This window comes from Streptomyces sp. NPDC003456 (assembly GCF_042878735.1).
In the GTDB taxonomy this organism is placed as follows: Bacteria; Actinomycetota; Actinomycetes; order Streptomycetales; family Streptomycetaceae; genus Streptomyces.
On the sequence record NZ_JBIAOK010000008.1, the window covers coordinates 323,053 to 348,955 of the forward strand.

Consider the following 25,903-nt stretch of genomic DNA (forward strand, 5'->3'; position numbering starts at 1 on the left):
CGCCACCTGCCTTTCCGTTCTGCTGTCAGTTGCCTTGCGCACGGGAACGCAGTTCCCGCCGGAGGATCTTCCCACTGGCCGTCTTCGGCAAGTCCGGCAGGATCTCCACCTGGCGCGGATACTTGTAGGCGGCCAGTCTCTCCTTGCAGTAGGCGGCGAGCGCGTCCGGGTCCGCCGCGGCGTCCGGGCGGAGGCTGACGTACGCCTTGACGGTCTCCCCGCGGTACCCGTCGGGCACGCCGACGACCGCCGCCTCGCGGACGGCGGGGTGGGTGTGGAGCACGTCCTCGACCTCGCGCGGCCAGACCTTGAACCCGGAGGCGTTGATCATGTCCTTCTTGCGGTCGACGACGTACAGCCAGCCCTGCTCGTCCATGAAGCCGATGTCGCCGGTGCGCAGTTCGCCGCCGGGGAAGGTCTCGGCACTCGCGTCGGGGCGGCGCCAGTAGCCGGGCACGACCTGGGGGCCGCCGACGACGATCTCGCCCTGCTCGCCGAAGAGCACCTCCTCACCCTGCTCGTCGACGATCCGGACCACCGTGTCGGGGCCGGGCAGGCCCACGGCCAGGGTCCCGGAGACCGGGTCGACGGGCGCCTCCAGGCCCGGCGGCACGGAGGCGCAGGGCGCGGTGCACTCGGTCAGTCCGTAGCCGTTGCGGATGTACGGGCCGAAGCCGGCCCGGAACTTCTCCACCAGGGCGGGCGGCAGCGGCGCCCCGCCGGAGGAGATCACCCGGAAGGAGGAGAAGTGGTCCCGGGTGGCGCCGGGGTGGGCGGCCAGGGCCATGAAGGCGGTGGACGGGCCGACGGTGTAGTGCGGCCGGTGCTCGGCGAAGGCGTCGAGGACGACACCCGCCTCGAAGCGGTAGGCCAGCACGAGCGTGCCGCCGCTGTTCAGGCAGGCGCCCAGCTGGCAGACCATGCCCGTGATGTGGAACAGCGGCGCCAGCGCGAAGTAGACCGGCGCCTTCGGCAGTCCGAGGCCGGTCCGCTGCCGCTCGGCGTTGTACATGATGTTGCCGTGGGTGTTGGTGGCGCCCTTGGGGGTGCCGCTGGTGCCCGAGGTGTAGCTGATCAGCGCGACGTCCGAGGGGCCGGGGTCGCGGTCGCCGGGCGCCTTGCGGCCGGCCCGGGCCGCGGTCGCCAGGTCGTCGGCGTCGGGGGCCTGCGGCAGGCGCTCGAAGGTGAGCACGCGCGCGTCTCCGCGGGTCTGGAAGTCCAGCTCGCTCCCGGTGAGCACGACGCGCACCGGCGAGTCCGCCGCGGTCTCGCGCAGGTACCCCTCCCAGGCGCGGTCGGAGCAGATCAGCGCGGCCACCTCGCCGTCGCGCAGCACGTGCGCGACCTCGCCCGACTTGTACATCGGGTTGACGGGCACGACGACCGCGCCGGCCTTCCACGCGCCGAGCACGGCGAGGACGAAGAGCGGGGAGTTCTGCAGCAGCACCGCGACCCGGTCGCCGCGCTCCAGCCCGCGCGCCGCGAGGTGGCCGGCGACGGAGTCGGTGAGCTCGTCGGCGTGCCGGTAGCTCAGGCGCCCGTCGAAGTAGGCCAGGAAGTCGCGCTCCGGTGTCCCGGCGGCGGCCCGGCGCAGCGCGTGCACCAGGGAGTCGGCGGGCTCGATCGCTCCTTTCTGGTCCTCGCTGAGCAGGGCGAGCCAGGGCTTGGCGGCGTAACGCGACTCGGTCACCGGGTCGCCTCCCACTGCTGCTGGAGGCGGTTCATGCCGGACAGCCACCGGTCGGGTTCACCTGCCCGGGCCTGGTAGTACCCGGCGACCTCGGGGTGCGGCAGGATCAGGAAGCGGTCGTCCTCGACGCCCCGCATCAGGGCCTCCGCCACGGCCTCCGGTTCGATCGCCGTCGGCTGGAGCACCAGGTCGCCGGCGCTGCCGGTGGCGGCCAGCATGTCGGTGCGCACGCCCTGCGGGCAGATCGCGTGCACCTTCACGCCCCGGTGCCGGTAGGTCAGCGCCAGCCACTCGGCGAAGGCGAGCGCCCCGTGCTTGGTGACGGCGTAGGGCGCGGCGCCGATCATGGTGAGCAGTCCGGCGGCGGAGACGGTGGAGACGAACCGCCCGCTGCCGCGCTCCAGCCAGTCCGGGAGCAGGGCGTGGGCGGCCCGGACGTGGGCCATGACGTTCACGTCCCAGGAGGCGGCCCAGGCGGTCTCGTCCAGCGGCCCGTCCGCGCTGCCGCCCTCGAAGGCGACCCCGGCGTTGGCGCAGTAGACGTCCACGGTCCCGTCGAGGGCGTCCCGGGCGTCGGTCACGATCGCCGAGGCGTCGCCGGGCACGGCGGTCCCGCCGATCTCCTCCGCGACGCGCTTGGCCCGCTCGGCGTCCAGGTCGTTGACGACGACCCGGGCCCCCTCGGCGGCGAAGCGCCGGGCGAGCGCGGCGCCGATGCCGCCGCCCGCTCCCGTGACAACAACCCCGGCCCCTTGAAAGGCTCCCACCATCGGTCTCCTCAGTCGCGGATCGGCAATGGCATCAGACTAACCGGTCGGTATGTAGCTGGGAAGGGGTCTCCTGCCGGTCGGTGCGGACCTCCGGGGAGGTCTCCGCCGAAGCCCGCGACCCCCCGCGCGCGGCGCCCCTCGCCGTTCCCGCGCGCGGCGCCCCTCGCCGTTCCCGCGCGCGGCGCCCCTCGCCGTTTCCGCCTGCGGCGCGACGGGCCGTTCCGGTCCGCGGGCTCCCCACGGCCCGGCGGAGCACATACCGTGCCCCTGCCGACCGTCCCCACCCCAGGAGGTCCCGCATGCGCCCTTCCAGACGAGCCGTCATCACCGCGGCCACGGCGGCAGCGGCCGTCGCCGCCGCGCCCCCCGCGGCCGCGGCACGGCCCCACCGCCCCCTGCGCACCGGTTTCGAGCGCCTGGCGCGGGACGGTTACGCCCTGCTCGACGGCCAGAAGGTCGGCGTCGTCACCAACCCGACCGGCGTCACCCGCGACGCCCGCCACATCGTCGACGTCATGCACGCGGACGACCGCGTCCGGCTCACCGCCGTCTTCGGCCCCGAGCACGGCTTCCGCGGCACCGCCCAGGCGGGCGGCTCCGAGGGCCGGTACGACGACCCGGCCACCGGACTGCCCGTCTACGACACGTACCTCAAGAGCGGGCGCCCGCTCGCGGACGTCTTCACCGCCTCCGGGGTCGACACGGTCGTCTTCGACATCCAGGACGTCGGCGCCCGCTTCTACACCTACATCTGGACGCTGTACGACTGCATGGAGGCGGCCGGGCTCGCCGGCAAGCGGTTCGTCGTCCTGGACCGGCCCAACCCGGTCACCGGCCGGGCGGCCCTGGGGCCCGTGCTGCACAAGGAGTTCGCCACCTTCATCGGGCGGCAGCCCATCGCCCAGGCGCACGGCATGACCGTCGCCGAGCTGGCGCGGCTGTTCAACGGCGAGTTCCTCACCGAGCCCGTGCCGCTGGAGACCGTCACCATGTCGGGCTGGGACCGCTCCGACTTCTACGACGCCTCCGGGCTGCCCTGGGTGCCGCCGAGCCCGAACATGCCGACGCCGGACACGGCCCTGGTGTACTCGGGGACGTGCCTGTTCGAGGGCACCAACCTGTCGGAGGGCCGCGGCACGACCCGGCCGTTCGAGCTGCTGGGCGCGGAGGGCGTGGACCGGCACTGGGCCGGGGCGGCGAACGAACTCGGCCTGCCCGGCGTCCGGTTCAGGGAGGCCTGGTTCCAGCCCACCTTCTCCAAGTTCCAGGGCAGGACGGTCGGCGGGGTGCAGGTCCATGTGCACGACCGGGCGGCCTTCGACCCCGTGCGCACCGGCATCGGCCTGCTGGTGACCGCCAAGCGGGTCTGGAGCGGGTTCGCCTGGCGCTCCGACAACTGGATCGACAAGCTGACCGGGTCCACGCGTGTGCGCACGATGATCGACGCGGGCGCCGGAACCGACGAGGTGGTGGCGGGCTGGCAGGCGGACCTGGCCGCCTTCCGCAGGGTGCGGCGCTCGTACCTGCTGTACCGCTGAGCCCGGGGCGGCGGGCCCGGGGGCCGGGTCCCGCCGCCGGCCGCGCACCCGTCGCCGCCGGTGCGACCGGGCTGGTGACTTCGACATGCTCGATTCTCCCCGCGTGATCGAGTCTCTGTGCCCGGTCCGTACGTATTCACCCGTGAACCGGCGCCCGCCAGCGGCCGGGTCGAGGGGCGTCGATGCCGTCGAGGTGGGCGTCGGGGTCGGAGGAGGCACCGCCCGCGAAGGAGGTCAGTTGTCCGCGTCCGGCCGTCACCGGCACCACGCGCCACGGCACCGGGTTCGCAGTGCCGGAGGGATGCCCGAACACCGCGCACCCCAGTGGTCGTTCACAGCTGCCGTGACCGGGGTGGTTTCTGTTTCCGATGCCGCCGCCGGGGCAAACGGCGACAAAAGACCTGCGATCAGGGCGCATACGGATGCCGTCTTCAGGAACCCGTGGATTCCGCCGGGAGTTCTCGTTCTGTCGGGAGCGGCGCGTGGGACACGCCGTGGCACGGGGGCTCCTCCCGCGGGGTGGGCCGGATGCTACCGCCGGTCTCGCCTCAGCAGCAGATGAACAAGCGTCACGTCCCGGTGGCGGCACAGCAGACGCACGGACCACGGCAGGCGACCGGCGACCCCTTCGGACCGCTGATGGAGGGCATGTGAGATCGGATGGAGCCGATTCGGTTGTCGATACGTCTATTCGGCGACGTCCGTACGACGACGCCGAAGTGACCGATCTACAGGTGCAGGTGTGACGGAGGTGCAGGACGATGGCCGGTTTCCGGAGTCTGGCGAGACAGGTCCGCGACCCGCGGTGCGATCTGGCCTTGCGGCGCTACTCGCTGCGCAAGTGCCTTGAGAGGTTCGCCCCTTACGGGCACAGGGCCACCTGGGACCATCTGTGCTCCCGGGCGGGCTTCGGGCCCGAGGACCGCTCCCCCGACCCGGTGCGGCTCGTGGCCGCGCTGGAGGAACTGGAGGAGGCGCGGGCGGTCTGGCTGGCCTACGAGGTCGAGTTCGCGAAGCGCCGCAGGAAGGAGAAGCACGACGGGCTGCGCAGGCCCGGCAGTGTGGACGACTGGCACCGGATGACCTGGGGCGGTTTCGGTGTGGCGTGGTGCGACGATCCGGCGGTCCATCCCCATGAACCGCTGGCCGAGGTGCTGCGCCGGCTGATCGCCGCGCTGGAGCGGGAGCCGGGCGAGCGGTGCCCGGTCTGCGACGGGCGGCACCTCTCGTGGAGGTACGGCCTGGACCACGAGCCCTCCTCGGGCCCGGTCTGCGCGGACTGCGGGATCCTGGTGCCGCGTCCCGTGCTCACGCCCGAGGCCCTGGCGGACGCCGAGCGGGCGAGGCTGCTGGTGTCGGCCTGACGGATGCGGGTGCGCGGGGGGTGCGCCGGGGATGCCGCACCCCCACTGTCGCCGGCGGGGCCGCCTGTCGGTGGTGACTGGCACCATCGGGTGCATGGTGCAGGTGTGTCTGAACGGGGCCCGGACCGCGGCCGACGGTGCGGCGGTGCCGCTGACGCCCGAGGCGATGGCCGCGTCGGCCGCCGACGCCGTGGCGGCCGGGGCCACCGACGTCCACGTCCATCCCAAGACGCCCTGCGGGCGCGACTCGCTGTCCCCCGGGGTGCTGGAGCGGACGCTGCCGGTGATCCGGGCGCGGGTGGCGGTGCCGGTGGGGGTGACCACGGGGGCGTGGGCGGAGCCGGATCCGCAGGCCCGGCTCGAGCGGATCCGCGGCTGGACCGTGCTGCCCGACCACGCCTCGGTGAACTGGCACGAGCCGGGGGCCGAGGAGATCGCCGCGCTGCTGATCGCACGCGGGGTGGGCGTGGAGGCCGGCATCTGGTCGGGCACGGACGCGGCCCGGCGTTTCGCCGCCTCACCGCTCGGCCCGAAGGTGCTGCGCGTGCTGGCCGAGGTGACGGATCCGGATCCGTCCGCGGCCCGGGCCTCGGCCCGGGCCCTGCTGTCCGCCCTCGGCACCGCGCACGGCCGTCCCGTCCTGCTGCACGGGGAGGACGGGGGCGCGTGGCCGGTGCTGCGGCTCGCGGGCCGGCTGGGCCTGGCGACCCGGATCGGCCTGGAGGACACCCTGCGCCTGCCGGACGGCCGACCGGCCGCGTCCAACGCGGAGTTGGTGACGGCGGGGCTGTCGCAGTATGCGCGGTCCACGCCCTGAGCCGGCGCCCCCGCGTTAACAACGCTCGTGATCAATACACCTAGGCGTCGCCCGGCTTCCGCTCGACCATCAGGCGGGAGCCCGCCCGGCGTTCGCCGAACACGTCGCCCGGGTTGGACAGGACACAGGTGTCCAGGGACAGGCAGCCGCAGCCGATGCAGTCCGTCAAGTGGTCCCGCAGGCGGTTCAGCTGCTTGATGCGCTCGTCCAGCTCCGAGCGCCACGCCTCGGACAGGTGTGCCCAGTCCTCACGCGTCGGCGTGCGCTCCTCGGGGAGCTGGGCCAGCGCCTCCCGGATCGTCGCCAGCGGGATGCCGACCCGCTGGGCGGCGCGGATGAACGCGACCCGGCGCAGCGTGTCCCGCGTGTACCGGCGCTGGTTGCCCGCCGTCCGGCGACTGCTGATCAGGCCCTTGGACTCGTAGAAGTGCAGTGCGGACACCGCGGCCCCGCTGCGCGCCGAGAGCTGGCCGACGGTGAGCTCATGGATCTTCCCTGAAATCTGAGGCACCCCTCGAACCCTACCCAGTCCGTTGACACGGCCTCCCCGGCCGACCATGCTAAGCAGTCGCTTAGGCATATGCTGCCGAGCGACCGCGGACCCCGTACACGAGAGGCCTGGACGACATGGCAGAGCCGAGGATCTTCACGTCCGTCGACGAGCTGAAGTCGGCGGTGGGCGAACAACTGGGCCACACCGACTGGCTCGACATCGACCAGAAGCGGATCGACCTGTTCGCCGAGGCGACCGGCGACCACCAGTGGATCCACGTCGACCCCGAGAAGGCCGCCGCGGGCCCCTTCGGCACCACCATCGCGCACGGCTACCTGACCCTGTCGCTGCTGCCCCTCTTCGGCCCGCAGCTGATCGCCGTCGAGGGCGTGAAGATGGGCGTCAACTACGGGACGAACAAGGTCCGTTTCCCCGCCCCCGTGCCCGTCGGCTCCCGGCTGCGCGCCACCGCCACGATCACCGGCGTGGAGGACGTCCCCGGCGGCGTGCAGGTGTCCGTCGCGTTCACCGTGGAACGCGAGGGCGGCGACAAGCCCGTCTGCGTCGCCGAGTCGGTCTCGCGCTACTACGTCTGAGAGCCCGCCCCGGAGCCCGCCGCCCCGGCGGAGCCGGCCGCGCCCACCATCCGCAGCACGAGGTCGGCGTACAGCTCGCCGACCTCCTCGGGCGTCCGCGGCCCGCCGACGTTGAACCAGCGGGCCACGTCGATGCACAGCGACAGCACGGCCAGCGTCGTCCCGTGCACGTCGACGACGTCGAACTCGCCGGAGCGCGCGCCCTCTTCGATGATGCCGCGGATCTCCGCGTCGACCAGCCGCCGCAGGGCGAGGATCTCGGCGCGGGCGTCGGGCCCGAGCGAGTCCAGTTCGTACTGCACGACCCGCGCGGTGGTCCGGCCGCCCGCGTGCCAGCGCACGAAGGAGCTGACCGCGTCGGCGAGCCGCTCGGTCGGGCCGCCCTCGCGCCGGGAGGCGGTGCGCAGGATCTCCAGGGCCTTCTCGTGGCCGATCCTGCTGATGCGGTGCAGCAGTTCTTCCTTGGTCTTGTAGTGGATGTAGAGCGCCGCGGGGCTCATCCCGGCCCGGCCCGCGATGTCACGGGTGGTCGTCGCGTGGTACCCCCGCTCGGCGAAGGCCTCCACCGCGGCGATCAGCAGCCGCCGCGCCGCGTCGGGCGTGACCTCGCCCCACGCCTGCGCCTCGCCGCCGGCCGTCTCCTCCGCCGTACTCATCACTCGCCCCTCTCCACCGACAGGGGCACCACCATACCGCCGAAGGTGAGCGGGCGCTTAGTGCGGCCGCTCAGCGCTTCTCATAGGGCGCGTAGGAGGGCGCGGGCGGCGCTCCCTCCTGCCGGTCGCGGATGACCTTGGCCAGGGTGAAGGAGGAGGTGACGAGGTACAGGACGGCGATGGCGAGGAAGCCGCGCACCCAGGCGTCGGCGCTCAGCTGGTAGATGCCGACGGCGGTGGCCGCCATGGCGACGGCGAAGGAGGCGACGGCCTGCCCGTAGAAGGCGGCCGTGTTCTGCTGCTTGCCCGGTGTCTCACTCATGCGGACAGCGTGCGCGAGCCCTGGCGCGCGCCGCATCCGCCGGCGTACTCAGGTGCGCTACTCAGAACGCGGAGACCCCCGTCAGGGCCCGCCCGATGACCAGCTTCTGGATCTGGCTCGTACCCTCGTAGAGGGTCATGACGCGGGCGTCGCGCAGCAGTTTGCCCACCGGGTACTCGTCGATGTAGCCGTACCCGCCGAAGACCTGCAGGGCGTTGTTCGCGGCGCGGACGGCGGCCTCGGAGGCGAACAGTTTGGCCTTGGAGGATTCCACGGCGAACGGCTGCCCCCGGTCGACCAGGTCGGCGACCCGCCAGGTCAGCAGCCGGGCGGCGTCGACGTCCACCGCGATGTCGCTGATCAGCTCCTGGACGAGCTGGTGGCGGGCGATGGACTTGCCGAACTGCTCGCGCTCACCGGCGTACCGCACGGCGGCGTCCAGGGCGGCCTGGGCTATGCCGACGCACCCGGCGGCCACCGACATCCGGCCCTTGGCGAGGGCGGACATGGCGACGGAGAACCCCTTGCCCTCCTCCCCCAGCAGCGCGGAGGCCGGCACGCGCACGTCCTCCAGGACGAGCTCGGCGGTGGCCTGGCCGCGCAGCCCGAGCTTGCCGTGGATCGTGCGCCGGGTCAGCCCCGGGCTGTCCGCCGGGACGAGGAAGGCGGAGACGCCCTTGTGGCCGGGGGCGTCGGTGGAGCGGGCGAAGAGCAGCACCACGTCGGCCCAGGTGCCGTTGGTGATGAACATCTTGGTGCCGTTGAGGACGTAGTCGCCGCCGTCGCGCACGGCCCGGGTCCGCAGGCTGCCCGCGTCGGAGCCGGTGCCGGGCTCGGTCAGGCCGAAGCAGCCGACCGACTCCCCGGAGGTCAGCCCGGGCAGCCAGCGCCGCTTCTGCTCCTCGCTGCCCCAGGCGGCGACGGTCTTGGCGACCAGCCCCAGCGAGACGGAGACGATGCCGCGCACGGACGAGTCGCCCCGGCCCAGTTCCTCGGTGACCAGGCAGTAGGCGAGGTGGTCACCGCCGCTGCCGCCGTACTCCTCGCCGACCGTCAGGCCGAGGAACCCGACCTCGCCCAGCTTCTTGACGATCGACCGGTCGACCTCCTCGGCACGGTCCCAGGCGACCGCGTGCGGGGCGATCTCCCGCTCCACGAAGTCCCGCGCGAGCTGCCGTACCGCGCTCTGCTCCTCGCTGAGCCCCAGGTTCACCACGCGTCACCCCACTTGAAAACCATACATTTAAATTAGCACTGCTAGTTTCCATCGGCAGCCCTACTATGTGCGCCATGGCCCGACCGCGCAAGCCCCTGCTCAGCACCGACCGGATCGTCGAGACGGCCCGGGCGCTCGTGGACGCGGAGGGCCTCGCGGCCGTCTCCACCCGGCGGCTCGCCGCCGAACTGGGGGTCAGCGGCCCCTCGCTCTACAACCACTTCCGCACCAAGGACGAGATCCTGGAGGCGGTCGCCGACTCCGTGAGCGGCCAGGTCGACCTGTCGATGTTCCAGGACGGCCGCGACTGGCGGGCCGCCCTGCACGACTGGGCCGTCTCCTACCGGGCCGCCCTGCGCGACCACCCCAACATCGTCCCGGTGCTGGCCCGCGGCCCCGGCCGCCGCCCGGCCGGGCTCCGCCTGGCGGACGCCGTCTACGGCGCGATGGTCGAGGCGGGCTGGCCCCCGGCGCAGGCCACCTCCATCGGCGCCCTGATGCGGTACTTCGTCATGGGCTCCGCGCTCGGCTCCTTCGCCGGCGGCTTCGTCGACGACGCCAGCGCCTACGACCCGGCCGACTACCCGCACCTGCAGCAGGCCCACCGCCTCGCCGAGCAGCAGGAGAAGATCGACGAGCGGGCCTTCGAGACCGGCCTGACCGCCCTGCTGGACGGCCTGGCCGGGCAGTACGAGCGGCTCCGGCGCAGCGCGTAGGACGCCCCCGGCCGACACTTCGGCGCCGGCCGAACGGTCCCCGGGCGATGCTGGGGGCATGACGACGAGGGACCACCGCGCCGCGGCGCTGGCACGGCTCGCCGCGCTGTTCGCCGACGAGACGCGGGCGGCGTGCCTGCTGGCGCTGCTCGACGGCCGGGCCTGGACCGCGGGCGAGCTGGCCCGGCACGCGGGGGTTGCCCCGTCGACGCTGAGCGAGCACCTGGGCCGGCTGGTGGCGGGCGGGCTGCTCGCCGAGGAACGCCAGGGCCGCCACCGCTATGTCCGGCTGGCCGACGCGCGCACCGCCCAGCTGGTGGAGGACCTGGCCGGACAGGTGCCCCCGGGCCCCGCCGCCCGGCCGCGCGGACTGCGGGAGTCGAGCGCCGGTTCCGCCATGGCCCGCGGCCGCACCTGCTACGACCACCTCGCCGGCCGGCTCGGCATCGCCGTCACCGACGCCCTGACGCGGCGCGGGCTGCTGCGGCAGGACACCGGGTTCGCGCTCACCGAGGCGGGACTGGCCTGGTTCGCGTCGGCCGGGATCGGTCTCGCCCCGCACGGCCGCCGCCCGCTGGCCCGGGCCTGCCTCGACTGGACCGAACGCCGGCCCCACCTGGCGGGCGTGACGGGCGCGGCCCTGTGCCGGCACGCCCTGGACGGCGGGTGGTGCGTGCGCATCGGCTCCGAGCGGGCCGTGAAGGTGACGGCGGCCGGTGAGCGGGCCCTGTCCGCCCTGCTGGGCGTCGAGCCCGCCGACCTGTGCTAGGCGGCCCGGCGGACGTGCCCCTGGCCGCCCCGTCCGAAACCCGCGAGCCTTCCGGCCCGTCCCCCTTCTAGCCTCAGGAGCATGATGAACGACTCCCCTCCCCGTCCCGCCCGCAGGGCCGAACTCCTGGCCGCCGGGGCGGCCGCGGTCACCGTCGTGCTGTGGGCGTCGGCCTTCGTCTCGATCCGCAGCGCGGGCGGGGCCTACTCGCCGGGCGCCCTGGCACTGGGGCGGCTGCTGGCCGGTGCGCTGACGCTGGGCGTGATCTGCCTGCTGCGGCGGGAGACGTGGCCGCCGCGCTCCGCCTGGCGCGGGATCGCGATATCGGGGGTGCTGTGGTTCGGCTTCTACATGGTCGCCCTCAACTGGGGCGAGCAGCAGGTCGACGCGGGGACGGCCGCCCTGGTGGTGAACACCGGGCCGATCCTGATCGCGCTGCTGGGCTCCCGGCTGCTCGGCGACCCGATGCCGCCGCGGCTGCTGGCGGGCATGGCGGTGTCGTTCGCCGGCGCGGTGACCGTGGGGCTGTCGATGTCCGGCGACGGCGGCTCCTCGGTGCTGGGCGTGGTGCTGTGCCTGCTCGCGGCGATCGCGTACGCCGGTGGTGTCGTGGCCCAGAAGCCGGCCCTGGGCACGGCGAGCCCGCTGCAGGTGACGACGTTCGGCTGCCTGGTCGGCGCGGTGGTGTGCCTGCCGTTCGCGGGGCAGCTCGTGCAGGAGGCCGCCCGCGCGCCCGCGTCCGCCACGCTCAACATGGTGTACCTGGGCGTCTTCCCGACCGCCCTGGCGTTCACCACGTGGGCGTACGCGCTGTCCCGGACGACCGCGAGCCGGATGGGCGCGACGACCTACGCGGCGCCGGCGCTGGTGGTGCTGATGTCCTGGCTGTTCCTCGGCGAGGTGCCGGGGCTGCTCACGCTGGCCGGCGGGGTGCTGTGCCTGGCGGGCGTGGCGGTGTCCCGGTCGCGGTCGGCCCGGGCGAAGGATCCGGGGGCGGCCGTGGAGCCGTCGCCCGAGCCGACCCGGGGCTCAGCCCGCTGAGGACTCCCCATTTCCGGCCGCGGTCTCCGGCTCGCCGGAACGGGCCCGGCCGGCGAGGACCTTGATGGACAGCAGGGCGATCACCGAGAGGGCGATGATGTAGCCCGACACGGCCATCGAGGTTCCGGTCGCCTCCAGCAGCAGCACCATGACGAAGGGCGCGAGACCGCCGCCCGCGACGGCCGCGATCTGGTAGCCGAGGGAGGCGCCGGTGTAGCGCATCTCGGGCGTGAACAGCTCGGCGAACAGCGCCGCCTGGGGCCCGTACATGATGCTCAGGAAGCAGCTGGCGACGAAGGTGCCGACCGCGAGCCACAGCAGCGAGCCGGTGTCGATCAGCAGGAACAGCGGGACGGCCCACAGGGCGATGCCGGCCGCGCCGAGGGCGTAGATGCGGATGCGGCCGATGCGGTCCGAGAGCGCGGCGGCGGCCGGGATCAGCACGAGCTGGGTGAGGCTGACGCAGAGCGAGACGGTCAGGACCGGGCCCTTGTCCATGTCCAGTTCGCGGGTGGTGTAGTCGAGGACGCCGGTGATGAGGATGTAGAATGTCGCGGTGTTCACGGCGAAGGAGCCGCCGGCCAGCAGGACGGTGCCGAGATGGCCGCGCAGGATCGTGCGCAGGGGTGAGTTCTGCTCGCTCCTCTCCTTCTCGGCGAGCGCCTTCTCGGCCTGACGGAACGCCGGGGTCTCCTCGACGCGGGTGTGGATGTACCAGGCGAGGACGAGCACCAGCAGGCCGATCAGGAACGGCACCCGCCAGCCCCAGGCGGTGAACGCCGAGTCGGTGGTGAGGGCGCCGGCCAGCAGGAAGACGGTGTTGGCGGTGACCACGCCGATGGGGACGCCGAGCTGGACGACGCTGCCGTAGACCCCGCGCTTGCCCTCCGGGGCGTACTCGGTGGCCAGGAGCATGGCGCCGCCCCACTGGGCGCCGACGGCGACGCCCTGGGCGACGCGGAGCAGCACCAGCAGGACCGGGGCGGCGACACCGATGGTGTCGTACGTGGGCAGCAGGCCGATGGCGGTGGTGGACACGCCCATGAGGGTGAGCGCGAGGACGAGCATCGGCTTGCGGCCGCGCCGGTCGCCGAGGTGGCCGGCCATGATGCCGCCGAGCGGCCGGGCGAGGAAGCCCACGGCGAAGGTGGCGAACGAGGCGAGGACGCCGGCGGTGGAGCTGCCGGCGGGGAAGTAGAGATCGCCGAGCACGAGGGCCGCGGCGATGCCGAAGACGAAGTAGTCGTACCACTCGACGGCCGAGGCGAGCGCGGCCGCGGCGGCCACCCGGCGGCGGTTGCCGGCGGCGGGTGCGGTGGTGACGGTTCGAGCGGAAGGGGCCGTGTCCATGTGGTGCACGCTCCGGGGGGTGCGGAAACGGAACGGGGGGTGGCGCGGGTTCCGGGAACGTACTGACCGGACGGTATGTGCGTCAACGGGTCGTGCGGCAGGAGTTTTCGCCTGTACGTGGCAGTCGAGGGGGTGCGGGCACGGCGAGGGCCCCGGTCTCGCGGGGAGACCGGGGCGTGCGGCCGTGCGGGCGTGCGGGCGTGCGGGCGTGCGGGCGTGCGGGCGTGCGGGGCTAGAAGACGACCAGGGCGCGGCCGCCCTTGCCCGCGAGCATGTTCTCGAAGGCCGCCGGGATGCCGTCGAGGGAGATGCGCTCCGTCACCAGGGCGGAGAGGTCCAGGCGGCCCGCCCGGACGTGTCCGGCCAGCACGGGCAGGTCCCGGGCGGGGTCGGAGTTGCCGTAGACGCAGCCGGACAGGGTGCGGCCCCAGTGGAAGATCTCCAGGGCGTTGAAGGTGACCTGCTGGTCCTTGCCGCCGATGCCGACGACGGTGGTGCGGCCGCCGCGGCGGGTGGATTCCCAGGCCGTGCGGATGGTGACCGCGCGTCCGGCGCACTCCACGGCCACGTCGACGCCCTGTTTGCCGGTCAGGCCGCGGATCTCCCGGGCGGTGGTGTCGGAGGCGACGACGTAGTCGGTGGCGCCGGCCGCGCGGGCCAGGTCCTCCTTCGCCGGGGAGACGTCCACGGCGACGATCGTCGAGGCGCCCGCGATGCGGGCCGCCTGGATCGCGGCGAGCCCCACTCCCCCGGCCCCGAACACCGCGACCGTCTCACCGTCGCGGACCCGCGCCGAGTGGTGGACGGCGCCGTAGCCGGTGAGGACCGCGCAGCCGAGGAGGGCGGCGTCGGTGAGCGGAACGCCGTCCGGGGCGGGCAGCACACAGCCGGCGGGGACGACCGTCTCCTCGGCGAACGCGGCGACGTTCAGGCCGGGGTGGAGGTCGGTGCCCTCGGCCGTGCGGGCGTGGACGCGGGAGGCGCCGCTCAGGGCGTCGGCGCACAGCCAGACCTCGCCGAGCGAGCAGGCGTGGCAGGAGCCGCAGGACGGTGCCCAGTTGAGGACCGCCCCGTCGCCGGGTGCGACGTGGGTGACGCCCTCCCCGACGGCGACGACCGTGCCGGCGCCCTCGTGCCCGAGGACGGCCGGGACGGGCAGGCGCATGGTGCCGTTGGACAGGGACAGGTCGGAGTGGCAGACCCCGGCGGCGGCGAGCCGGACGCGGACCTGGCCGGGTCCGGGGTCGGGCAGCTCGATGCCGGTGATCTCCAGCGGGGAGCCGACGGCGGGCAGGACGGCGGCGCGGACAGCCATGACGAACGGACTCCCCTGACTAGAACTGGAGGGACTTGGTCTGGAGGTACTCGGCCAGGCCGTGGACGCCGAGTTCACGGCCCACGCCGGACTGCTTGTAGCCGCCGAAGGGGGCGAGGGGGTTGAAGCGGCCGCCGTTGATGTCGACCTGGCCGGTCTCTATCCGGCGGGCGAAGGCCACCGCCTCGGCCTCGTCCCCGGCCCAGACGGCGCCGGCCAGGCCGTAGACCGTGCCGTTGGCGATGCGCAGGGCGTCCTCCTCGTCCTCGTAGGCGAGGACGGACAGAACCGGGCCGAAGATCTCCTCCTGCGCGACGGTCATGTCCTCGGTGACGTCGGCGAAGACGGTCGGGCTGACGAAGTAGCCCGTCCCACGCGGGCTTTCGGGGCCGCCGGCGACCAGCCGGGCGCCCTCGGCGACGCCCTTCTCGATGTAGCCGCGCACCCGGTCGCGCTGCGTGGCGTTGACCACCGGGCCGATGCGGTCGCCGTACTTGGCGGCGGCGGTGGCGGCGAGCGCCACCGCCTCGTCGTACCGGTCGCGGTGGACCAGCATCCGGGTCCAGGCGCTGCACGTCTGGCCGGAGTTCGACATGACGTTGGCGACGCCGACGTTGACGGCCTTGGCGAGGTCGGCACTGGGCAGGATGACGTTGGCGGACTTGCCGCCGAGTTCGAGGGCGACCTTCTTGACCTGCCCGGCGGCGACGGCGGCGATGCGGCGGCCGACGGCGGTGGAGCCGGTGAAGGAGACCAGGTCCACGCCGGGGTGCTCGGCCAGGGCCTGGCCGGCGACCGGGCCGAGGCCCGTGACCAGGTTGAACACGCCCGCGGGGACGCCGGCCTCGTGCACGGCGTCGGCGAAGAGGCGGGCGACCAGCGGGGTGTCCTCGGCGGGCTTCACCACGACGGTGCAGCCGGCCGCCAGGGCCGGGGCGACCTTGGCGACGATCTGGTGCAGCGGGTAGTTCCAGGGGGTGATCGCGGCCACGACGCCGATCGGCTCGTGGTGCACGACGGAGTTGCCGGTCCTCTCCTCGAAGGAGTACGTCGCCGCCAGCTCCGCGTAGGAGCCCGCGACCGCGACCGGCACGGCCGCGTGGACGGCCTGGGAGAACTTCAGCGGCGAGCCGAGTTCGGCCGTGATGGTCTCGGCGATCTCGCCGGCCCGGGCCGCGAGCACGTCCCGCAGTGCGGACAGCCGCGCCGCCCGCTCGGCGGGCGGGGTGGCGGCCCAGGCCGGTAGGGCGGCGCGGGCGGCCCGTACGGCGGCGTCGACGTCCTCGGCGGTGCCGGCCGGGACCGTGCCGATGACCTGCTCGTCGACGGGGTTCACGACCTCGATCACGTCCTGGCCGGCGGCCGGGCGCCAGGCACCCCCGATGTACATGCCGTCGTATGCCTTCATCGCGCTTCCTCCGGGGCGGGGCGTCGTCGTCCGGAACATAAACTAGCGGCGATAGTTTTCTGGCGCCAGACGCCCCGCGCCAGACGCCCCGCGCCCGACGTCCCGGCGCCCTGCGTCCCGGGTCCGCCTCATCACAGCACGGCCGGGGCCCCACCGGGGTGTGCCGCCGCTCACTCCTCCAGGTCGGGCAGGCGCTCCGGACGGGGGCAGATGCGGTCGCCGTGCTGGTCGAAGACGAACAGGTGCGCCAGGTCGACGAGGAGCGGCACCTGCATGCCGTGGCGCAGGGCGAGGTCCGGTGTGGTCCGCACGATCAGGTCGCCGGGCAGGCGCGGTTCGGCGGACCCGTGTCCGGCTCCGAGCTCCTGGGGCTCGTCCAGGGTGGCCACCGGCCCGGCGCGTCCGGCCAGGGCCCGCTCCCGCAGCCGGTTCAGGACCGACGTCTCGCGGCGGCGCCGCCGCGGCTGGCGGCCGGGGCGCGGACGCGGGGCCTCCAGCTCGGGCACGACGGCGGGGCTGGAGCCGGTGTCGAAGTGCACCAGGATCTCGTGCCCCTGGAACTCCACGTGCTCGACCAGCCCGGTCAGCGGGACCTCGCCGGGCCGGGCGGCGCTGTGCTTGGCGATCCGCACCGCCTCCGAGCGCAGGCCGACGATGACCTCGCGGCCCTGCTGCACGCGGAGCAACTGATGGTCCAGGGACAGCGGTTCGGGCAGGCGCAGGAACTGCTTGCCCAGGCTGATGGTCATGGCCCCGTCCAGCGGGGCACGCACCAGGCCGCGCAGCAGGTTGATGCGCGGGGTGCCGATGAACGCGGCGACGAAGACGTTGTTCGGCAGGGCGTACACCTGCCGGGGGGTGCCGACCTGCTGGAGGACCCCGCCGCGCAGCACCGCGACCCGGTCGCCGAGCGACATCGCCTCGGACTGGTCGTGGGTGACGTACACGGTGGTGACACCGAGTTCCTGGGTCAGCCGGAAGATCTCGGCGCGCAGGTGGGTGCGGAGCTTGGCGTCGAGGTTGGACAGCGGCTCGTCCATGAGGAAGGCCGACGGGTGGCGGGAGATGGCCCGGCCCATGGCGACCCGCTGGCGCTCCCCGCCGGACAGCTGCCCGGGCAGGCGGTCCAGCAGGTCCTCGATGCCGAGCAGGCGGGCGGTGGCGTCCACACGGGGGCGGTGGTCCGCGCCGGGGGCCTCGATGCGCAGCGGGAAGCCGATGTTGTCCCGGCTGGTCATGTTCGGGTACAGCGCGAAGTTCTGGAAGACCATCGCCATGTCCCGGCCCGAGGGCGGCAGATCGTTGGCGTACTCGCCGTCGAGCAGCAGCATGCCCTCGTCGATCTCCTCCAGGCCGGCGATCATTCTGAGGACGGTCGACTTGCCGCAGCCGGAGGGGCCGAGCAGCACGAGGAACTCGCCCGGGGCGATGTCCAGCGACAGCCGGTCGACCACGCGGGCGCCCCGCGTGTAGGTCTTGCTGACGTCGTGCAGGGAGATGGCGCGTGTCATGAGGGGCCCCCGAGGGGTCACAGGGCGCTGGTGCTCCGCGGTCGGAAGCCCCGTACGGGTCGTGCGGGGCTGTGGGTCACGGAAGTTAACGGAATGTGTGCGGCGGGGGGAAGACACCGGGCGGGATCGGGTGCCGCCGTCCATCTGGTGAGAAGGCGGGCGGCCCGGTCCGGCGGGCCGCCCGCGGGTCAGCGGACGGCGGTGAGGTGGGCGAAGACCACGACGTTGCCGGAGTAGCCCTTCCTCCGGTCGTACGTGCCCCCGCAGGTGATGAGCCGCAGCTCGGGGCGGCCGCGCGTGCCGTACACCTCCTGGCTCGGGAAGTGCGCCTTCTCGTAGGACCTGACCTTGTCCACGGTGTAGACGGCGGTGCGGCCGTCGGCCCGGCGGACCTCGACGGTCCGGCCCTTCTTCAGTTCGGGCAGTCCGGCGAAGACGGCCGGGCCGCTGTCGGTGTCCAGGTGCCCGACGGCCACGGCCGTGCCCTGCCCGCCCGGTGCGGCGCCCTGGTCGTACCAGCCGACGAGGTCCGGGTCGTCGTCCGGTGGGGCGGTCAGCCGGTTGTCGCGGTCGAGGCCCAGGGACATGACCGGGGCGTCGATCCGCAGGTAGGGCACGACCAGCCGCGCGGCGCGGGAGTGGGGCAGGGGGCGCAGCGTGGGGCGGGGCCGGGGCGTGCGGGCGGCGGGAGCCGCGGGGCGCGCCCGGCCGGAGCGGGCGGCTGAGGGCCGCGGGGGGCGCGCCGCGGGGTCGTCCGCCCGGGACCCGGGCGCGGCGGGCTCGCGGCCCGGGGACGCCGCGGTCCGGGTGCCGGGTGCGCGCGACGGGGCGGCGGCCGGCCGGGTGCGCGCTGGCGCGGCCGTCCGGGCGCCGGGCGCGGGGGTGGGTGAGGCGGCGGAGGGGCGGGCCGGGGCGGTACGGTCCGCCGGCCCGGGCACGGCGACGGTGCCGGTCCCGGAGCCGTGCGGCGGCGCGTCCGCGCCGGCCGCGGAACCGGACGCCGGCGTGGCCGCCCCGGGTTCGGAGCCGGCCGGCACTCCGGCGGCGGCCCGGGCGGAGCCGGGCGGGAGGGCCGTGACCGCGTCGCCCCCTCGGCCGTCGCGGTCCCAGGAGACGCCCATGACCAGCATGGACACGCCCACCAGGACGGTCCGCGCCAGCCGGAACGCCCGGGTCCGGTACCACGGCCGCCACGCACGCGGCGGGCGGCCTGCGGGGGCGGCAGGCCCCGCGTACCACCCGGAGCCGTATCCGGAACCAGGCGGCTGCCGCGTCCCACCGGACCGGGGGGTGCGGGAACGATGGCCGGCGGCACGGCCGGACCCGGCCTGCCGTGCCCCCGCCGGGCCGTCGGGACGGCCGGCGGGTGCGCGGCGTCCGGCAGGGACGTCGCCCGGGTACGCGTCGGCACGCCGTGCACCGGTACCGCCGCCACCGGCGCCCCGGCGACGGGCCGCCGGAGCCGCGGAGCGGTGGCCGGCCCCCCGGCGGGGTCCCGGGGCGGGGGCGGCACGGCGGGAGCCGGTTGCGTGGTGCCCCTGCGGTACCGGGGCGGCGGCACGCCGCCCCGCCGGGGCCGGGCCGGACACCGGTCCGGGCCGGCCCGTACCCCGTTCCGCCCGGGGGGTGCGATCCGCGGTGCCGGTCCTACGCGGCGCCATCGGGGCGGCGACGGAGCCGGAACCAGACCGTCCCGGCGACGGCGGCCACGCCGACCGCCGCCGCGCCCGCGACCGGGGTGAAGGCCTCGCCGCGGGCGATGCCGCCACCGCCCGCCGGCGGGCCGCCGACCGGCGTCGTGGGCTTGGAGGTCGGGCAGTCGACCTTGAAGATCTTGAACTTGCCGGCCCCGTTGGCCTGGTCGGTCAGCCAGGTGAGCCTGTACTGCCCGTTGGGCAGGTCGACGGCCTGAGTACGGGCGCGTCCGGTCGGGTCGGCGGTGACCGTGCCGGTGCGGGTCGCCCCGCCGGGGACCTCCGGCTCGGTCTGGATGGTCCAGTTGATCCTCTCGCCCGCGTCGAAGTCGAACACGGCGAGGTAGAAGTCGCAGACCTTCGGGTCGTTGCGCTGGTTGTCCGCGGCCGTCGTGGTGGCGTGGATCTTGACGTCTCCGACGTCCCCCGGGATCGGAGCGGCGACGGCGGGCACCCCGCTCAGGGTGATCCCTGCGAGGGTGAGGGCGGCGAGGACGGCGGACCGGGTGCCGGCACGGCGCGCGAGGGGTACGACGGGCATGAAGATGCCTCCAAGTCAGATGATTTTCATACAAACACCGTCACCCTGACTCTGTGTCACCTCACCGCCGATCCGCGCGCAGCCCCGCCCTGCGACGCGTCAGATATCGCTCTGACGGCGCAGCGGCACCCCGCGCCGGCGGCTTCCGCGCTCCCCGCTGCCGCCGACCTCGCCGTCGGCCTCGCCCCGCGGCTCCTTCGGCGACCGCACGGCGACCCCCGAGGACAGCAGCAACAGCACCCCGAGCATCACGAACGGCGCCGCCACGCCCGCGACACCGGCGACGAGCCCGGCCGCCGCCGGGGCGGCGACCTGCCCGAGCCGGTTGCCCGTCAGCCGCAGCGCCAGAGCGGTCGAGCGGGCGCCGTCGGGGGCGGCTTGGACGACCGTCGTCATGGACAGCGGCTGCCCGACGCCGAGGCAGAAGCCGAGCGCGACCAGCAGCAGACCGAGCGCCCACACCGGCACCGGCAGGGCGATGCCCGCGCAGAGCAGAGCCGCCAGCGCACACGTGACGGTGAGCAGTGCGGTCCGGCCCAGCAGCCGCAGCAGCGGCGTCAGCACCAGGCGGCAGGCGATGGTGGCCGCGGCGCGCAGGCTGAGCAGGACGCCGATCACGGCGGGTGCGATGCCCCGGTGCTCACCGACGACCGGCAGGTAGGCGGTGAGGATGTCGGTCGCCGACAGCACCGCGAGGCTGATCAGGATGCCCGCCGGGACACCCCGGCTGCGCAGGATGCGCCCGACCGGGACGCGCTCCCCCGGGCCGCCGCGCGACGCCGCGGCCGTCCGGCGGTGCTCGATGCGCCACAGCGAGGTGAACGCGACGGCCCCGGTCGCGCCCGCCGCGAGCAGGGCGAGGGCGCTGGTGCCGGCCAGTTCGCGGGGGCCGTCGCCGCCGATCAGGGCACCCGCGGCGATGGGCCCCACGAGCTGGCCCAGCGCGGCCCCGATGGTGAAGTGGCCGAAGTTACGGTCCTGTTCGTGCGGGGCGGACTGGCGGGCGACCAGGGACTGCGCGCCGATGACGAAGCAGAGGTGCCCGAGGCCCATCACCCCGCTCCACAGGGCCATCGTCCCCAGCGAGCCGGCGACGCCGCTGAGCACGCAGCCGCCGGAGATCAGCACCACGCCGAGGGGCAGCAGCGGCGCGCAGCGGCCGTGGTCGGTGCGGCGGCCCAGGGGCACGGCGGCGAACAGGGGCAGCAGCGCGTACACGCCGGCGATCACGCCGACGGCCCGCTCGTCCGCGCCGAGCGCCAGGGCCCGGTAGGAGACGGCGGGCCGGGCCATCGACACCGCCCCCTGCGCGAAGCCGAAGGCGATGACGAGGCGGAGCAGCCAGCCGCGGTTCCCACCGGGCCTCACGACGACGTCCTCCATGCGGGCTTCAGACGATCCCGAAGAGCATGCCCGCCCCGAGGATGGCCAGACACGTGAGGGCGGCCCACTTCACGACGAACCTGGTGTGGTCGCCGAACTCCACCTTGGCCATGCCGACCAGGACGTACACGGCGGGGACGAGCGGGCTGGACATGTGCAGGGGCTGGCCGACCAGGGAGGCGCGGGCCATCTCCAGCGGGGAGACGCCGTGCGCGGCACCGGCCTCGGCGAGGACGGGCAGGACACCGAAGTAGAAGCCGTCGTTGGACATGAAGTAGGTGAGCGGCAGGCTCAGGATGCCCGTGACGAGGGCCATGTGCGGGCCCATGCCGGCCGGGACGACGTCGACCATCCACCTGGCCATGTGGTCGACCATGCCGGTGCCCTGCAGCACGCCGGTGAAGACGGCGGCGGCGAAGACCATGCCGGAGACGTTGAGGACGTTGTCGGCGTGCGCGGCGAGCCGGGCCTTCTGGTCGGGGATGTTGGGGAAGTTCACCGACAGGGCGAGCGCGGCGCCCAGCAGGAACAGCACCGGGATCGGCAGCAGTTCCGTGATCATGGCGGTCAGCAGGGCCACGGTGAGCAGGGCGTTGAACCAGTAGAGCTTCGGGCGCAGGGTGGAGCGGTGCGGGTCGAGGCCCTGGAAGCCGCCGTCGTCGGCGGGGCTTCGGGCGCCGCCGACGGGCTCGGAGGCGTCCGTGCCCGTACCGGCGCCGGCCGGGCCGGTCTTGCGCAGGGAGACCGTGCCGTCGCCGGAGCCGCCGGCGCCGACCAGGACCGTCTCGGTCGCCTTCTCCTCCTCCAGGACCCGGTCCAGCGTCAGCACGCCCAACCGGCTGCGCTCGCGCACGCCGAGGACGTAGGAGAGGGCGAGGACGAAGAGCAGGCCCACCGCGAGCGCCGGGATCATCGGGACGAAGATGTCGCTGGCATCGAGCTTGAGCGCGGTCGCGGCGCGGGCGGTCGGGCCGCCCCACGGCAGGGTGTTCATCACGCCGTTGGCCATGGCGGCGACGCCGGTCAGCACGACCAGGCTCATCTTCAGGCGCTTGTAGAGCGGGTACATCGCCGAGACGGTGATCATGAAGGTGGTGGAGCCGTCGCCGTCCAGTGACACGATCGCGGCGAGCACGGCGGTGCCGACGACGATCCGCATGGGGTCGGCTTTGCAGAACTTGAGGATGCCGCGCACGATCGGGTCGAAGAGCCCGACGTCGATCATCACGCCGAAGTAGACGATCGCGAACATGAGCATCGCCGCGGTGGGGGCGAGGCTGGTCACGCCGTCGATGACGTAGTCGCCGAGGTGGGCGCCCTTGCCGACGAACACGCAGAACAGCGCGGGGATCAGCACGAGCGCCGCGATCGGCGACATCTTCTTCATCATGATCAGGACCAGGAAGGTCGCGATCATGGCGAAGCCGAGGATGGTCAGCATGTGTGGATACCTAACGTTCGCCCTTGAACATCCCACCAGGGCCGGCGGTGTCCGCGACGTTAGGTGCCGTCGAGCAGCGTCAGCAAGACGTCGACGTGCGAGCAATAAGCGCAAAACTGCTGGTCACAGCTTTGCTCAGGTCAGCGCGGTGAGCTCGTGGGCCGAGGGCGCGGGGCCGGGCCCGGTCTCGGGAGCCACCTCGACCGGGACGCCGTTGAGGACCGCGTTGCCCGACAGCGGGTCGAGGAGGCGCCCGTCGAGGAGCTGGTTGACGTTGACGCCGGGGTCCTTCTCGGCGTGGCCGAGGCGGGTCCCGGGGCGGTTGTGGCCCCAGCCGTGCGGCAGGCTCACCACTCCCCGGCGGACCGTGTCGGTGACCTCGGCCGGGGCGGTGACCTCTCCCCCGGCCCCCTTGACCCGCACCGGCGCCCCGTCCGCGACGCCGAGCCGCTCGGCGTCCTCGGGGTGGATGTGCAGGGTGCAGCGGTTCGAACCACCGGTCAGTGCGGGCACGTTGTGCATCCAGCTGTTGTTGGAGCGCAGGTGCCGGCGGCCGACCAGGACGAGTCTCTCGGGCCGGTCGGCCAGGGCCGCGCGCAGGCGGGGCAGGTCGGCGGCGATCGGGCCGGGCAGCAGCTCCACCTTGCCGCTCCTGGTCTTCAGCGGCTGCGGCAGGCGCGGCCGCAGCGGGCCGAGGTCGATGCCGTGCGGGTGTGCGAGCAGCTTCTCCAGGGTCAGTCCGTCCGGGTCCGCGCCGAAGCCGTCGCCGTAGGGGCCGAGGCGCAGCATCATGTCCAGGCGCCGTTCGGGGCCGTCGGCGCCGGTGAGCAGGGCGGCCAGCTCGCGCGGGTCACGGCCGTGCACGGGCGAGTGGGCTTCGGTGACCGCCTTGCCGAGGGTCTGGCCGATGACCATGTCGTCGACGGCCCCCGGGTCGGCCCCGTGCATGCCCGTCACGGCGAGGGTCAGCCGGGCCAGGATCTCCGTCTCGGCCATGCGGCCCGGCTCCAGCTCGATCGCGGGGCGGGTGTAGCGGACCTGGTTGCGCACGGCGAGGGTGTTGAAGGCGAAGTCGTGGTGCGGGCTGCGGGAGGGCGGGGGCGGGGGCAGCACCACGTGGGCGTGGCGTGAGGTCTCGTTGAGGTACGGGTCGACGCTGACCATGAAGTCGAGTGAGTCGAGGGCCTTGTCGAGCCGGTCCCCGTCGGGCGCGGACAGCACCGGGTTGGTGGCCACGGCGATCAGCGCGCGCACCGGTTCGCCCTCCTCGGTGGCGGTGTCGATCTCCTCCGCCAGGGCGGACAGCGGCAGCTCGGCCTTGGCCTCGGGGTGGCGGCTGACGCGGGAGTGCCAGCGTCCGAGGGCGAAGCCGCGGCCGGGTCCGGCCGGGCGCGGGGTCCGATCGGTGGCCGCCTGCGGGAAGAGCGCGCCGCCGGGCCGGTCGAGGTTGCCGGTGAGGACGTTGAGGACGTCGACGAGCCAGCTGGCGAGCGTGCCGTGCGGGACGGTGCAGCTGCCGATGCGGCCGTAGACGGCCGCGGTGGGGGCGGCGGCGAGGTCGCGGGCGAGGGTGCGGATGAGCCCGGCGTCGACGTCGCAGGCCCCGGCGACGGCCTCGGGGGTGAAGTCCCGCAGGGCTTCGGACACTTCCTCGACGCCCTCGACGTGCGGGGTGGGCGTGACGAGGCCCTCGTCGAAGAGCACCCGGGCCATCGCCGCGAGCAGCAGGGCGTCGGTGCCGGGCCGGACGGCGACGTGCCGGTCGGCGAGCCTCGCGGTGCGGGTGCGCCGCGGGTCGATCACGACGAGGGTGCCGCCGCGGGCCTTGAGGGCCTTGAGCCTGCCGGGGAAGTCGGGGGCGGTGCACAGACTGCCGTTGGACTCCAGCGGGTTGGCGCCGATGAGGAGCAGGTGGTCGGTGCGGTCCAGGTCGGGCACGGGGATCGCGTTGGCGTCGCCGAAGAGGAGCCCGCTGGAGACGTGCTTGGGCATCTGGTCGACGGTGGAGGCCGTGAACACGCTGCGGGTGCCCAGTCCGGCGAGCAGCACCGGCGGGTAGAGGGCACCGGCCATGGTGTGCACGTTGGGGTTGCCGAGGACGACGCCGACCGCGTTCCCGCCGTGCCGCTCGACGATCGGGCGGATCCCGGCGGCGACGGCGTCGAAGGCCTCCTCCCAGGTGGCCTCGCGCAGTACGCCGTCGCGGCGGACCAGCGGCGTGCTCAGCCGATCGGGGTCGGAGTCGACGGCGCCGAAGGAGGCCCCCTTGGGGCAGATGAACCCCCGGCTGAACACGTCGTCGCGGTCGCCGCGGGCACCGGTGACGCGCGTCCCCTCGATGGTGAGGGTCAGGCCGCAGGTGGCCTCGCACAAGGGGCAGATACGCAGGGCGGTGCGGGACACGGGTCCTCCCGGGGCGGCGGCTTCGGTGACGCACGGACACGGCCGAGCATACCGACCGGTATGCATGGAGGGGAGCCCCTTCCCGGCATCCGTCACGGACGGGGGAACGGGCGGATGCCGGACCGGGGGAGGCAGTCAGCGGTAGCCGGGGGCGGTCGTCACCCGTGCCGAGGGAGGCAGCCGGCCGTAGCCGAGGGCAGTCGGCCGTGCCGAGGGAGGCAGTCGACCGTACCGGGGGGAGCAGTCAGTCGAGCACGCGCGCGAGGTAGGCCCGCAGCATCTGCCGGGCCTCCTCGATGACCTTCGGATCGCCCTCCGGCGCGAGCCGGAAGGCCAGGTGCACCAGGGTGTCGGCGGTCTCGACGGCGACGAGGAACACCCGGCGCAGGTCCTCGTCCGGCTCGCGGCCGAGGCGGCCGGCCAGCAGCTCGGTGAGGCGGTCGGCGACGCGGTGGTTCGGTTCGGTCTGGCGGGCGCCGACCGGTATCTGGTTGCCGAAGTCGACGAGGGAGAAGCCTGGGGCGGTCCGCTTCATCTCCAGGTACTCGTCGAGGACGGCGTCCACGGCCCCGCGCCACCCGCCCTCGGCGCCGGCGCCTTCCAGCCGCTGGGCGACGCGCACGGTGTAGCGCTCGAGGTTGCGCTGCGCCAGCGCGTCGGCCATCTGGCGCTTGTTGCCGAAGAAGCGGTAGACCGAGCCGATGGGCACGCCGGCGCGCTGCGCGACGGCCCGGGTGCTCAGGGCGTCGTAGCCGACCTCGTCGAGGAGGTCGGCGCAGGCGTCGAGGATCCGCGTCAGGCGTTCCGCGCTGCGCCGCTGCACGGGCGCACGACGGAGAGGTGTCGTGGGGGGCACGGGTTTCATCATG

The 25,903-nt window shown here is 74.1% G+C and carries 23 protein-coding genes; 7 read left to right on the top strand and 16 right to left on the bottom strand.

The features are described 5' to 3' along the window. Positions 1–25: 25 nt before the first annotated feature. Both ACFYWG_RS31030 and ACFYWG_RS31035 read right to left on the bottom strand, forming a co-directional pair. Complete coding sequence (locus ACFYWG_RS31030; protein WP_389204297.1) at positions 26–1,690, bottom strand: class I adenylate-forming enzyme family protein; 1,665 nt, start codon at positions 1,688–1,690, stop codon at positions 26–28. Continuing rightward, on the bottom strand, positions 1,687–2,460 hold the full coding sequence (locus ACFYWG_RS31035) for an SDR family oxidoreductase (protein WP_389204298.1): 774 nt from the start codon (positions 2,458–2,460) through the stop codon (positions 1,687–1,689). Before ACFYWG_RS31035 ends, ACFYWG_RS31030 begins: the two co-directional genes overlap by 4 nt. A gap of 299 nt (positions 2,461–2,759) precedes the next feature. Between ACFYWG_RS31035 and ACFYWG_RS31040 the strand changes: the two genes are divergently transcribed. The 3 genes from ACFYWG_RS31040 to ACFYWG_RS31050 all read left to right on the top strand — a co-directional run bounded on the left by ACFYWG_RS31040 (position 2,760) and on the right by ACFYWG_RS31050 (position 6,179). After that, positions 2,760–3,998 (top strand): exo-beta-N-acetylmuramidase NamZ domain-containing protein, encoded by a 1,239-nt coding sequence (locus ACFYWG_RS31040; RefSeq protein WP_389204299.1) that lies wholly within the window; start codon positions 2,760–2,762, stop codon positions 3,996–3,998. Positions 3,999–4,759: 761 nt separating this feature from the next. After that, complete coding sequence (locus ACFYWG_RS31045) at positions 4,760–5,362, top strand: hypothetical protein (protein ID WP_389204300.1); 603 nt, start codon at positions 4,760–4,762, stop codon at positions 5,360–5,362. A 94-nt stretch (positions 5,363–5,456) separates the two neighbouring features. Further along, positions 5,457–6,179, top strand: a complete 723-nt coding sequence (locus ACFYWG_RS31050; RefSeq protein WP_389204301.1) for a 3-keto-5-aminohexanoate cleavage protein — start codon at positions 5,457–5,459, stop codon at positions 6,177–6,179. A 40-nt stretch (positions 6,180–6,219) separates the two neighbouring features. Here the strand turns inward: ACFYWG_RS31050 and soxR are convergent, their stop codons facing one another. Next, complete coding sequence (gene soxR / locus ACFYWG_RS31055) at positions 6,220–6,690, bottom strand: redox-sensitive transcriptional activator SoxR (RefSeq protein ID WP_383506690.1); 471 nt, start codon at positions 6,688–6,690, stop codon at positions 6,220–6,222. A gap of 116 nt (positions 6,691–6,806) precedes the next feature. Here soxR and ACFYWG_RS31060 point away from each other — a divergent pair, with 116 nt between their 5' ends. Then, the gene (locus ACFYWG_RS31060; protein ID WP_383506687.1) at positions 6,807–7,268 is read left to right on the top strand and encodes a MaoC family dehydratase; all 462 of its coding nucleotides are present in this window, start codon (positions 6,807–6,809) and stop codon (positions 7,266–7,268) included. Here the strand turns inward: ACFYWG_RS31060 and ACFYWG_RS31065 are convergent. From ACFYWG_RS31065 to ACFYWG_RS31075, 3 genes are all read right to left on the bottom strand, one after another. Beyond that, positions 7,259–7,924, bottom strand: a complete 666-nt coding sequence (locus tag ACFYWG_RS31065) for a TetR/AcrR family transcriptional regulator (RefSeq protein WP_389204302.1) — start codon at positions 7,922–7,924, stop codon at positions 7,259–7,261. The two genes, ACFYWG_RS31060 and ACFYWG_RS31065, sit on opposite strands and share 10 nt — an antisense overlap. Positions 7,925–7,994: 70 nt before the next feature. After that, the gene (locus tag ACFYWG_RS31070) at positions 7,995–8,246 is read right to left on the bottom strand and encodes a YiaA/YiaB family inner membrane protein (RefSeq protein WP_376334439.1); all 252 of its coding nucleotides are present in this window, start codon (positions 8,244–8,246) and stop codon (positions 7,995–7,997) included. 61 nt (positions 8,247–8,307) lie between these two features. Continuing rightward, positions 8,308–9,459 (bottom strand): acyl-CoA dehydrogenase family protein, encoded by a 1,152-nt coding sequence (locus ACFYWG_RS31075; protein WP_389204303.1) that lies wholly within the window; start codon positions 9,457–9,459, stop codon positions 8,308–8,310. Positions 9,460–9,536: 77 nt separating this feature from the next. Between ACFYWG_RS31075 and ACFYWG_RS31080 the strand changes: the two genes are divergently transcribed. The 3 genes from ACFYWG_RS31080 to ACFYWG_RS31090 all read left to right on the top strand — a co-directional run bounded on the left by ACFYWG_RS31080 (position 9,537) and on the right by ACFYWG_RS31090 (position 11,988). Further along, a complete protein-coding gene (locus ACFYWG_RS31080) occupies positions 9,537–10,178 on the top strand; it encodes a TetR/AcrR family transcriptional regulator (protein WP_376334442.1) in 642 nt (213 codons plus the stop codon). Positions 10,179–10,236: 58 nt separating this feature from the next. Next, the gene (locus tag ACFYWG_RS31085; protein WP_389204304.1) at positions 10,237–10,947 is read left to right on the top strand and encodes an ArsR/SmtB family transcription factor; all 711 of its coding nucleotides are present in this window, start codon (positions 10,237–10,239) and stop codon (positions 10,945–10,947) included. A gap of 81 nt (positions 10,948–11,028) precedes the next feature. Then, the gene (locus ACFYWG_RS31090; RefSeq protein WP_383506674.1) at positions 11,029–11,988 is read left to right on the top strand and encodes a DMT family transporter; all 960 of its coding nucleotides are present in this window, start codon (positions 11,029–11,031) and stop codon (positions 11,986–11,988) included. Here ACFYWG_RS31090 and ACFYWG_RS31095 read toward each other — a convergent pair. The 10 genes from ACFYWG_RS31095 to ACFYWG_RS31140 all read right to left on the bottom strand — a co-directional run bounded on the left by ACFYWG_RS31095 (position 11,977) and on the right by ACFYWG_RS31140 (position 25,899). Then, positions 11,977–13,338 (bottom strand): MFS transporter, encoded by a 1,362-nt coding sequence (locus tag ACFYWG_RS31095; protein WP_389204305.1) that lies wholly within the window; start codon positions 13,336–13,338, stop codon positions 11,977–11,979. The genes ACFYWG_RS31090 and ACFYWG_RS31095 overlap by 12 nt on opposite strands. A gap of 232 nt (positions 13,339–13,570) precedes the next feature. Beyond that, a complete protein-coding gene (locus ACFYWG_RS31100; protein WP_383506668.1) occupies positions 13,571–14,653 on the bottom strand; it encodes a Zn-dependent alcohol dehydrogenase in 1,083 nt (360 codons plus the stop codon). Between the two features lie 19 nt (positions 14,654–14,672). Further along, positions 14,673–16,061, bottom strand: coding sequence for an aldehyde dehydrogenase family protein (locus tag ACFYWG_RS31105; RefSeq protein ID WP_389204306.1), 1,389 nt, complete (start codon positions 16,059–16,061; stop codon positions 14,673–14,675). Between the two features lie 170 nt (positions 16,062–16,231). After that, a complete protein-coding gene (locus tag ACFYWG_RS31110; RefSeq protein ID WP_389204307.1) occupies positions 16,232–17,572 on the bottom strand; it encodes an ABC transporter ATP-binding protein in 1,341 nt (446 codons plus the stop codon). Between the two features lie 188 nt (positions 17,573–17,760). Continuing rightward, positions 17,761–18,702, bottom strand: coding sequence for a class F sortase (locus tag ACFYWG_RS31115; protein ID WP_389204344.1), 942 nt, complete (start codon positions 18,700–18,702; stop codon positions 17,761–17,763). Between the two features lie 517 nt (positions 18,703–19,219). Further along, positions 19,220–19,807, bottom strand: coding sequence for a hypothetical protein (locus ACFYWG_RS31120; RefSeq protein ID WP_383512007.1), 588 nt, complete (start codon positions 19,805–19,807; stop codon positions 19,220–19,222). 99 nt (positions 19,808–19,906) lie between these two features. Then, a complete protein-coding gene (locus ACFYWG_RS31125; protein WP_389204345.1) occupies positions 19,907–21,175 on the bottom strand; it encodes an MFS transporter in 1,269 nt (422 codons plus the stop codon). A gap of 22 nt (positions 21,176–21,197) precedes the next feature. Beyond that, positions 21,198–22,631: a CitMHS family transporter gene (locus tag ACFYWG_RS31130; RefSeq protein ID WP_389204308.1), complete on the bottom strand. Its 1,434-nt coding sequence runs from the start codon at positions 22,629–22,631 to the stop codon at positions 21,198–21,200. A gap of 135 nt (positions 22,632–22,766) precedes the next feature. After that, positions 22,767–25,034, bottom strand: coding sequence for a molybdopterin oxidoreductase family protein (locus tag ACFYWG_RS31135; protein WP_389204309.1), 2,268 nt, complete (start codon positions 25,032–25,034; stop codon positions 22,767–22,769). 244 nt (positions 25,035–25,278) lie between these two features. Continuing rightward, positions 25,279–25,899: a TetR family transcriptional regulator gene (locus ACFYWG_RS31140; protein ID WP_389204346.1), complete on the bottom strand. Its 621-nt coding sequence runs from the start codon at positions 25,897–25,899 to the stop codon at positions 25,279–25,281. Positions 25,900–25,903 lie beyond the last annotated feature (4 nt).

What these genes read in the sequence shown, in the direction of transcription:
- ACFYWG_RS31100 (WP_383506668.1), bottom strand. Translation starts at nt 14,653, where the DNA reads ATGGCTGTCCGCGCCGCCGTCCTGCCCGCCGTCGGCTCCCCGCTGGAG.
- ACFYWG_RS31040 (WP_389204299.1), top strand. Translation starts at nt 2,760, where the DNA reads ATGCGCCCTTCCAGACGAGCCGTCATCACCGCGGCCACGGCGGCAGCG.
- ACFYWG_RS31060 (WP_383506687.1), top strand. Translation starts at nt 6,807, where the DNA reads ATGGCAGAGCCGAGGATCTTCACGTCCGTCGACGAGCTGAAGTCGGCG.
- ACFYWG_RS31045 (WP_389204300.1), top strand. Translation starts at nt 4,760, where the DNA reads ATGGCCGGTTTCCGGAGTCTGGCGAGACAGGTCCGCGACCCGCGGTGC.
- ACFYWG_RS31110 (WP_389204307.1), bottom strand. Translation starts at nt 17,572, where the DNA reads ATGACACGCGCCATCTCCCTGCACGACGTCAGCAAGACCTACACGCGG.
- ACFYWG_RS31070 (WP_376334439.1), bottom strand. Translation starts at nt 8,246, where the DNA reads ATGAGTGAGACACCGGGCAAGCAGCAGAACACGGCCGCCTTCTACGGG.
- ACFYWG_RS31085 (WP_389204304.1), top strand. Translation starts at nt 10,237, where the DNA reads ATGACGACGAGGGACCACCGCGCCGCGGCGCTGGCACGGCTCGCCGCG.
- ACFYWG_RS31130 (WP_389204308.1), bottom strand. Translation starts at nt 22,631, where the DNA reads ATGCTGACCATCCTCGGCTTCGCCATGATCGCGACCTTCCTGGTCCTG.
- ACFYWG_RS31105 (WP_389204306.1), bottom strand. Translation starts at nt 16,061, where the DNA reads ATGAAGGCATACGACGGCATGTACATCGGGGGTGCCTGGCGCCCGGCC.
- ACFYWG_RS31095 (WP_389204305.1), bottom strand. Translation starts at nt 13,338, where the DNA reads ATGGACACGGCCCCTTCCGCTCGAACCGTCACCACCGCACCCGCCGCC.
- ACFYWG_RS31090 (WP_383506674.1), top strand. Translation starts at nt 11,029, where the DNA reads ATGATGAACGACTCCCCTCCCCGTCCCGCCCGCAGGGCCGAACTCCTG.
- ACFYWG_RS31120 (WP_383512007.1), bottom strand. Translation starts at nt 19,807, where the DNA reads ATGCCCGTCGTACCCCTCGCGCGCCGTGCCGGCACCCGGTCCGCCGTC.
- ACFYWG_RS31115 (WP_389204344.1), bottom strand. Translation starts at nt 18,702, where the DNA reads ATGCTGGTCATGGGCGTCTCCTGGGACCGCGACGGCCGAGGGGGCGAC.
- ACFYWG_RS31080 (WP_376334442.1), top strand. Translation starts at nt 9,537, where the DNA reads ATGGCCCGACCGCGCAAGCCCCTGCTCAGCACCGACCGGATCGTCGAG.
- ACFYWG_RS31050 (WP_389204301.1), top strand. Translation starts at nt 5,457, where the DNA reads ATGGTGCAGGTGTGTCTGAACGGGGCCCGGACCGCGGCCGACGGTGCG.
- ACFYWG_RS31035 (WP_389204298.1), bottom strand. Translation starts at nt 2,460, where the DNA reads ATGGTGGGAGCCTTTCAAGGGGCCGGGGTTGTTGTCACGGGAGCGGGC.
- ACFYWG_RS31065 (WP_389204302.1), bottom strand. Translation starts at nt 7,924, where the DNA reads ATGAGTACGGCGGAGGAGACGGCCGGCGGCGAGGCGCAGGCGTGGGGC.
- ACFYWG_RS31140 (WP_389204346.1), bottom strand. Translation starts at nt 25,899, where the DNA reads ATGAAACCCGTGCCCCCCACGACACCTCTCCGTCGTGCGCCCGTGCAG.